General features: G+C 46.1%; 6 protein-coding genes. 5 read left to right on the top strand and 1 reads right to left on the bottom strand.

The genetic code is table 11. The features are described from left to right. The first annotated feature begins 1,042 nt into the window (after positions 1 to 1,042). Positions 1,043 to 2,005 (top strand): hypothetical protein, encoded by a 963-nt coding sequence (locus QUA53_RS28090; protein ID WP_333101050.1) that lies wholly within the window; start codon positions 1,043 to 1,045, stop codon positions 2,003 to 2,005. A gap of 367 nt (positions 2,006 to 2,372) precedes the next feature. On the opposite strand, the gene QUA53_RS28095 is transcribed toward QUA53_RS28090, so the two are convergent. After that, positions 2,373 to 3,317, bottom strand: coding sequence for a leucine-rich repeat domain-containing protein (locus QUA53_RS28095; protein ID WP_333101051.1), 945 nt, complete (start codon positions 3,315 to 3,317; stop codon positions 2,373 to 2,375). A 135-nt stretch (positions 3,318 to 3,452) separates the two neighbouring features. Here QUA53_RS28095 and QUA53_RS28100 point away from each other — a divergent pair, with 135 nt between their 5' ends. From QUA53_RS28100 to QUA53_RS28115, 4 genes are all read left to right on the top strand, one after another. Then, complete coding sequence (locus tag QUA53_RS28100) at positions 3,453 to 5,402, top strand: long-chain fatty acid--CoA ligase (protein ID WP_333101052.1); 1,950 nt, start codon at positions 3,453 to 3,455, stop codon at positions 5,400 to 5,402. Between the two features lie 151 nt (positions 5,403 to 5,553). Continuing rightward, complete coding sequence (locus QUA53_RS28105) at positions 5,554 to 5,994, top strand: YlqD family protein (RefSeq protein WP_015179467.1); 441 nt, start codon at positions 5,554 to 5,556, stop codon at positions 5,992 to 5,994. Between the two features lie 173 nt (positions 5,995 to 6,167). Beyond that, positions 6,168 to 7,463, top strand: coding sequence for a dihydrolipoamide acetyltransferase family protein (locus QUA53_RS28110; RefSeq protein WP_333101054.1), 1,296 nt, complete (start codon positions 6,168 to 6,170; stop codon positions 7,461 to 7,463). Positions 7,464 to 7,519: 56 nt separating this feature from the next. Beyond that, a complete protein-coding gene (locus tag QUA53_RS28115) occupies positions 7,520 to 7,801 on the top strand; it encodes a four helix bundle protein (RefSeq protein ID WP_333101053.1) in 282 nt (93 codons plus the stop codon). Positions 7,802 to 7,906: the final 105 nt, after the last annotated feature.

A 7,906-nucleotide genomic window follows, 5' to 3' on the forward strand; every position in this document is an offset into this window, starting at 1 on the left:
TTAATTAATCCGAAACATCTCAAAAACTGGTTTACTAATTGCTGCTACTGTACCTCATAACATCCGGAAGTGCTGTATAGTAGAAGACAGCAGACAAACAGAGGAAACATTAATTTTCGATAGTTCAAGTAGAGACAAAAACGGCAATCTGCCCACAACGTCGTCGAAGTAGTCATCGTCTTCATCAAAATCAGGAACATTTAGTTAAAGATTTACCGATGGAATCGAGAAGTAGTTTTAAGAGTAAATGGGCGACAATTTAAGTGGGATACTTGTGAAAAACCTTTAAGTGAAATCTTAAAATTTGTAGCCCAACGTCGAAGTTTTATTAATAAATAGGCATAAATGAGTGCATAATATACGATCCATAGCGACGTTAATAACCTAGTTAAAAATCACGATCGACCAATGAATAAGTCTGTAAATGGTAATGTTTATAACTGAGTCACTCATGCCCATTTATGTATGCCAACTCAAACGGTTAGGTATAGATAAAATTAGTTTTGTTAATAAAAGACAAAGAAAATTTTACTACCGGAATAGTATCCCACCAATCCAACGGTGGTTTGGGTAAATATTCGGGTATTTTGAACTGCGAACAACCAAGGGTATAGTATAAGAAATTAATAAAAAATTAAAATTGTTAAATAGTTGTGGATTTGGCTTTAGAAATTTTAACTATTTTGAAATTAGATCTGTGATTAGCGGGCATTTTCCTAAAATAAACTTTTAGCATAGTAGGTACGAAAGAGCCAAAATAAAAAATTTTGGGAATCCCAGTACTACAAACTTTCTACTTACAACTTTCTACTTATGGAATTGGTCAAGACTGAAGTATAGACGATTTATGGGAGGAAAGGTACTCTTCGGCACATATTAGCCGTATCATCTGTTGTTTAGTTCACCCTACTTCATGCAGTTTCACCTAAGTTCGGCTAACTCCAGCCAACTCGCAGTAATTGAGCAGCCTGCACGTTACTCATTGCGACTTCCCAAATGCCTTTTTCACAATAGCTGTAAAAGTTAGGAACAGGCAGAAACAATGAAAGCTACTGGTAAGGTGTATACAATTGATTTGGCTGGGCATCAGTATCAAAGCCCTCGCTACTTGCAAAGTCGGGCTAGGATTAACTCGCTCATCGACCATTATATGTCATTGGAAGTTTTGAGCGATCGACTTTCCGATCTGCCCCAGCAATTTTCCACCCCGCATCCCCGCCCTTGGGAACCCATAGATTGGCAAGGAATCAATCGCGACCAAATTATTGGTGTCAAGCCAGAAATCTTTTTACAAATTTTGGCAAGTGCGGCAGAAATTGAAGCTCCCATCCGGAGCTACGGTAGAGAAAGTTGGTGCTACTTACAGCATATTTATCCGCAAATGGCGCGGTTTATGGGAGGAATTTTTGATGACAACGGCAACATTCTAGAGATAGGTGTCTGGGAAAAAGAAGAACGCCAACATTGCCCGACATTTAGGAAAATTTACCAACAACTTACAGGGGAGAAACTGCAAGTAAAACCGAACTCTGTGAATGGCTGTCAATCCACAGGTGACGCTTGGCAAGATACCTACAAACACGTGATTAGCCGCCTGAGTACCGAGTGGGGAGCTACTTCTGTTTATTTATGGTTGATGGTACACTCAACTGGGGCGTTGCAACAGGCAATTTCCCAGCCTTTACAGGATGAGATAAATCATTTGGCTAAGTTTTGGGGTTTCAGCCGCTGGGCATTCTCCCAGAGTTATTTCAATCAACTGAAAGGCTCTACCAAAAACCTGATTGCTTTGCTGAAACACCATCAGATTGAACGCACGCACGGCAATGATGTGTTTAATACTTCACTCAGTCTTAAACAGCTTTCTTTGGTGTTAGAATTGACTTTTACATTCACGCGAGTAATGGTGCGGCTGCGGCGCTGGAACCGCGAGCTCAGTCGCAGTTATCTCAGACATTTGTTTGGTACAGCACCGATGGTTGATGCACCGCGCCGTGTCGCTTAAATCTGAGATATTGCGCGAGTTTAATGAACAGGCAAGATGCCCGCTCGACTCATAGTTTAAATTGTGCGGTTAAGGTTCGCCCTAAGCACCCAGCTATGTTAAAGTTCTGACATATCTACTCGTTTTAATCTTGAAGAATACAGCGTATGAATCAAAGTTTAATGAATATGTAACGATCGCACTTCAGAGACAATTGAAATTAAAAGGTACTATAAATCATGCAAATTACGATCGACCTTCCCGACAATCTCCCCCTGACTGAAGCCGATCTGAGGATAGAACTCGCGATCGTACTCGATCGGCAGCACAGCGGCGACTGAAACATTTAAGTGCGATCGGGCATCATTTTCAAGTTTTATGGTTTGGGTTATGGTTCCCACTTACAGATAGACTCTGGTTTGAGAGGGCAGGTTTTGGGAGCGATCGGATTTCCACTGAGATGGAGTTCTCTGAGGTTAGTCAAGGATTCCAACGGTTTGATGTCGCTGATTTGATTGTCGCTGAGGGAGAGCAATCTCAGGTTAGTCAAGGATGCTAGCGGTTTGATGTCGATGATTTGATTGTCGCTAAGGGTGAGCCAGTCAAGGGTAGTCAAGGATGCTAGCGGTTTGATGTCGTTGATTTGATTGTCGCCAAGGGTGAGCAAAGTCAGGTTAGTCAAGGATGCTAGCGGTTTGATCTCAGTAATTTGATTGTTGGCCAGGGCGATCATAGTCAAGTTAGTCAAGGATGCTAGCGGTTTGATGTCGTTGATTTGATTGTTGGCGAGCCCGATCACAGTCAGGTTAGTCAAGGATGCTAGCGGTTTGATGTCACTGATTTGATTGTTGGCGAAGCCGATCACAGTCAGGTTAGTCAAGGATTCTAGCGGTTTGATGTCGCTGATTTGATTGTTGTCGAGCAAGAGGAAAGTCAGTTTAGTCAAGGATGCTAGGGGTTTGATGTCGCTGATTTGATTGCTCAGGAGGATGAGCCGAGTCAGGTTAGTCAAGGATTCTAGCGGTTTGATGTCGCTGATTTTATTGTCAATGAGTCTGAGTCCCGGGAGACTCGAAAGTTTCCGATCGGCCGCATCGCACTCAGTAGTCTCAGCTTTCTGCAACAGCACATCAACAGTATGTTTAGTTTCAGGACTCAAAGAAGCTTTTTGGCGACACCAATCGGCAAATGTTCGTCTACTATTTCCCGGTTGCGTCTGTGCAACTTCGGCTCCAAGTAGATTTCCAGATAATGCTAGTACGATCGCACTCAAAGCAACTACTATCAACATTGGTAAATTCATCTGTTTCTGTGCAACTATAATTTTCATCATTTTGTATCCCTAATTTTCTAAATAGACAATGACAGGTTGGCAAACTGTCACGATACTGCCATAAAGTTGTAAAATAACTGCGATCTTAAACTTATAGCCAATAATTTTATCTCCATAAACTGAGGAAAATACCCTATGAACGGCCCAGCATCTTACACATCATCTCAAATGACCGATCGCGATCGCGCTAACCTCAGCAAGCTAATCGATTACACTTCCATTCAATCGATACCCGAATTTTGGGCGATCGTCAAACAACAATTCGGTCAAACCGTCGCCCTCCACGACCCCCACAGCCAGCCCGAAATCAAACTCACCTACACCGACCTCTACCAACAAATCCAGCAATTCGCCGCCGGCCTCCAAGCCCTCGGCATCGAACAAAATCCCGAAGAAGCCGTCTCTCCGCGCGTCGCCCTCTTCGCCGACAACAGCCCCCGCTGGCTGATAGCCGACCAAGGTATCATGATGGCCGGGGCAGCCAACGCCGTTCGAGGCGCCACCGCCGACCCCGAAGAACTTTTGTACATCATCCAAGACAGCGGCAGCACCGCCTTGGTAGTCGAAAACCGGGCATTACTCAAAAAACTGCAACACCGCCTCCCGGATTTGCCCATCCAACTCGTCGTCCTCCTCTCCGACGAAGAACCGGAAACCAGCCAAACCCTAAGCACAGTCAAATTTTCCCAAGTGATGACCACAGGGGCAAACCGCCCCCTCAAACCCACCAAGCACAGCCAGCAAACCCTCGCCACCCTCCTCTACACCAGCGGCACCACCGGCAAACCCAAAGGCGTCATGCTGACTCACGGGAACCTGCTGCACCAACTCACCACCTTGGGCACAATTCTCCAGCCCGAAGCCGGCGAATCGGCCCTCAGCATTCTGCCCAGTTGGCACGCCTACGAACGCAGCGTCGAATACTTCCTGCTTTCCCAAGGATGCACGCAAATTTACACCAATATTCGCTATTTCAAACAAGACTTTAAAACTTACAAACCCCATTACATGGTAAGCGTTCCGCGCATCTGGGAATCGATTTACGAGGCAGTACAAAAGCAATTTCGGGAACAGCCACCTAACAAACAAAAATTGGTAGATTTCCTGTTATCTGCCAGCCAGCAATATATCGAGGCCCGCCGCATTTTTCAAGGATTAACTCTCAATTTAAAACCTGCTTCTGCTACTGAAAAACTAATCGCCCGTACCAAAAGCATTCTGTTGTCGCCCGTACACGCCCTCGCCGAAAAACTGGTTTACCAAAAAGTCAGGCAAGCTACAGGGGGACGCTTAAAATGGGCGATTAGCGGTGGCGGTTCTTTGGCCGCGCATATAGACAATTTCTTTGAAATAACGAATATCGGTTTGTTAGTGGGATATGGTTTAACGGAAACGTCGCCGGTTTTAACCGTCCGCCGCCCTTGGCACAATCTTAAAGGTTCTGCGGGACAGCCTCTAGCCCATACGGAAATTAAAATAGTAGACCCAGAAACCAGACAGCAACTGCCAACAGGCCAGCGCGGTTTAGTATTGGCGCGGGGGCCGCAAATCATGCAGGGCTACTATCTTAATCCGCAAGCGACTGCCAAAGCCATAGACCCCGAAGGCTGGTTCGACACCGGTGATTTGGGCTGGCTGACACCGGGAAACGACTTAATCTTGACCGGGCGGGCCAAAGATACGATCGTCCTCAGCAACGGTGAAAACATCGAACCCCAGCCCATAGAAGACGCCTGCGTCCGCAGCCCCTACATCGACCAAATTATGCTAGTAGGTCAAGACCAGAAATCCATCGGTGCCTTAATTGTCCCCAATGCAGAAGCCGTACAGAAATGGGCAGAAACTCAGAATCCCCCTATACATGAAATTGACTGGAATAGCAAGACTATTCAAGATTTATTCCGCAAAGAATTGAACCGAGAGGTGCAAAATCGCCCCGGATACCGCGCGGACGATCGCATCGGCCCGTTCCGGTTGATTCAGGAGCCATTTTCGATCGAAAATGGAATGTTGACCCAGACCCTGAAAATTAAGCGCCCGGTTGTGACGCAACACTACCGCGATATGATTGACGGGATGTTTTGAAATATTCGCAGGACTTGGGGAATGGAAAAGAAAAAATTATCCCAACACCCAAGTCCCGAGTCCGAGTCCTCAGTCCTGGGTCATTAGTTCATTTTTACCAACTAATGACTCCTGACTAATGCCTAATTCCTAATTGACAAGCAACAACTTTATGGAACCACAATTACTCTTGAAGCGATCGATTAACGTTAAAGTCGTCGTTACTCCCCGCTGGAAAGAAGAAGCTCAACAGCAACTCCAAGCCCAAATCAACCAAATAGACTCTCAGCTACAACAGTTAGAAATGCAAGGGCAGCGGATGATTTCAGAAATCCAAAAGCAAAATCTGCAGCCCCCAGGCCCGCAGGTAATGCAGCAAATAGAAAACATTCAAGTGCAGGTAAATCAAAGAAAAAGCGAACTGCTAGAACAGAAAAACCAAAACCTGCAACAGCTTCAACAAGTGCAGGTGCTAGACCTGGAACAAGAAGTGAGCCAAGGTCAAATTGACGGCACATTCACTGTCGGGCTCGGAGAAAACTTGATTCAAAAAATGCAAGTAGAAATCCTCCTCCGCGACGGCATAGTCGAAGAAATTCGAGGTGATATTTAGAAATTGGTAAGTGGTAATTGGCGATCGGTAATTGGCAATTGATTTTGAGTCAAAATTCACACATCAAGAATGCGAGAAACTGGCATAATAATAAGTATTGCCGGAGGCCGATCGCCAATGCTCAATTGCCAATTACCGATTACCTATTACCAAATCAAAAGGACTTTTTACAGATGATTCGCGAAGTTTTCATGCCAGCCCTGAGTTCGACAATGACAGAGGGCAAAATTGTTTCCTGGGTCAAATCCGCTGGAGACAAAGTAGAAAAAGGCGAAACGGTGGTGGTGGTTGAATCCGACAAAGCCGACATGGACGTGGAGTCTTTCTACGAAGGCTATTTAGCAATAATTATCGTACCTGCGGGCGAAGTTGCCCCGGTGGGAGCGGCAATCGCCCTAGTAGCAGAAACAGAAGCCGAAATCGCCGTAGCTCAGCAGCAAGGAGCCGCCGCCCCAACCGCCGCCGCCGCCCCTGCTCCCAGCCCCGCTCCTGTGAGCGCAGCTACTTCCTCAGCAGGTTTGCAGCAAAATGTCAGCCGCCAAAACGGCCGCAGCGTCGTTTCTCCCCGCGCTCGCAAATTAGCCAAAGAGTTTAAAGTAGATTTGAATTCAATCAAAGGCAGCGGGCCCAACGGTCGCATTGTCGCAGAGGATGTGGAAGCAGCAGCCGGCAAAGCCCAACCCGCTCCGGTTCAGCAACCGGTAACAGTCCCCGCAGCACCAGCACCAGCACCCGCAGCACCCGCCCCCGCAGCAGCCAAACCCGCCCCCGCACCAGTCCCCGCAGCAGCACTTTCGGGCCAAACAGTACCGATGAATGCGCTGCAAAATGCGGTGGTGCGGAATATGGAAGCAAGTTTGAGCGTGCCGTCTTTCCGCGTCGGTTACACAATTACTACTGATAATCTCGACAAACTCTACAAACAAATTAAGTCGAAGGGCGTCACGATGACGGCTATGCTGGCGAAGGCTGTAGCAGTAACTTTACAAAAACATCCTCTGCTGAATGCTTGTTATGTGGAGTCGGGAATTCAATACCTCGCTGATATTAATGTGGCGGTAGCGGTGGCGATGGATGGCGGCGGTTTGATTACGCCGGTGCTGCAAAATGCCGATCGCCTCGATATTTATTCGCTCTCGCGCACTTGGAAGGATTTAGTCGATCGCGCCCGCACCAAGCAGTTGAAGCCTGATGAATACAGCACGGGAACTTTTACTCTTTCCAATTTGGGAATGTTTGGAGTAGACAAGTTTGACGCGATTTTGCCGCCGAATCAAGGCTCGATTTTGGCGATCGGTTCTTCGCGGCCGCAAGTAGTAGCAAACGAGGAAGGTTTGATGGGAGTTAAGCGCCAAATGCAGGTGAATATTACTTGCGATCACCGGATTATTTACGGTGCTGATGCGGCGTCTTTCTTGCAAGATTTAGCAAAATTGATTGAGACAAATCCTCAGTCTTTAACGCTTTAATTAGTTAACTGTTGACAGTTGACTGTTGACAGTTGACTGTTGACAGTTGACTGTCAATGTTTGGCAATCAACTATTCAAAGGATCTCATCTGGAAAGCTTCCAACAGCTAAGAGTTGATCGCTTAGCTGAAAAAATATCAAACGAAATATGGTTGATTATTAAAAAGTGGGACGATTTTGCCAAGGATACGATGGGCAAACAAATAGTGCGAGCGGCTGATGGTGTTGGTTCTAATCTTGCAGAAGGACATGGACGCTGTAGCTATCAAAATAATCAGCGTTTTGTGAAAATTGCTCTTGGGTTCATTAAACGAACCAAGACATTGGTTGAGACTTGACGGAACTCGCAATCTTTTGACTCAAGAACCATTTGTGACAAGTTAAGAAAAAGTGCAAATTGTCAAGGGGGGTAGACAAAAGAAGGTATAATAGGCTAAAACATA

Origin of the sequence: Microcoleus sp. Pol12B3 (assembly GCF_036701355.1) — a bacterium.
Classification (GTDB): domain Bacteria; phylum Cyanobacteriota; class Cyanobacteriia; order Cyanobacteriales; family Microcoleaceae; genus Microcoleus.

Bases quoted from the DNA above. Each gene is read 5' to 3' on its own strand.
- QUA53_RS28110 (WP_333101054.1), top strand. From the start codon at position 6,168: ATGATTCGCGAAGTTTTCATGCCAGCCCTGAGTTCGACAATGACAGAG.
- QUA53_RS28115 (WP_333101053.1), top strand. From the start codon at position 7,520: ATGTTTGGCAATCAACTATTCAAAGGATCTCATCTGGAAAGCTTCCAA.
- QUA53_RS28100 (WP_333101052.1), top strand. From the start codon at position 3,453: ATGAACGGCCCAGCATCTTACACATCATCTCAAATGACCGATCGCGAT.
- QUA53_RS28090 (WP_333101050.1), top strand. From the start codon at position 1,043: ATGAAAGCTACTGGTAAGGTGTATACAATTGATTTGGCTGGGCATCAG.
- QUA53_RS28095 (WP_333101051.1), bottom strand. From the start codon at position 3,317: ATGATGAAAATTATAGTTGCACAGAAACAGATGAATTTACCAATGTTG.
- QUA53_RS28105 (WP_015179467.1), top strand. From the start codon at position 5,554: ATGGAACCACAATTACTCTTGAAGCGATCGATTAACGTTAAAGTCGTC.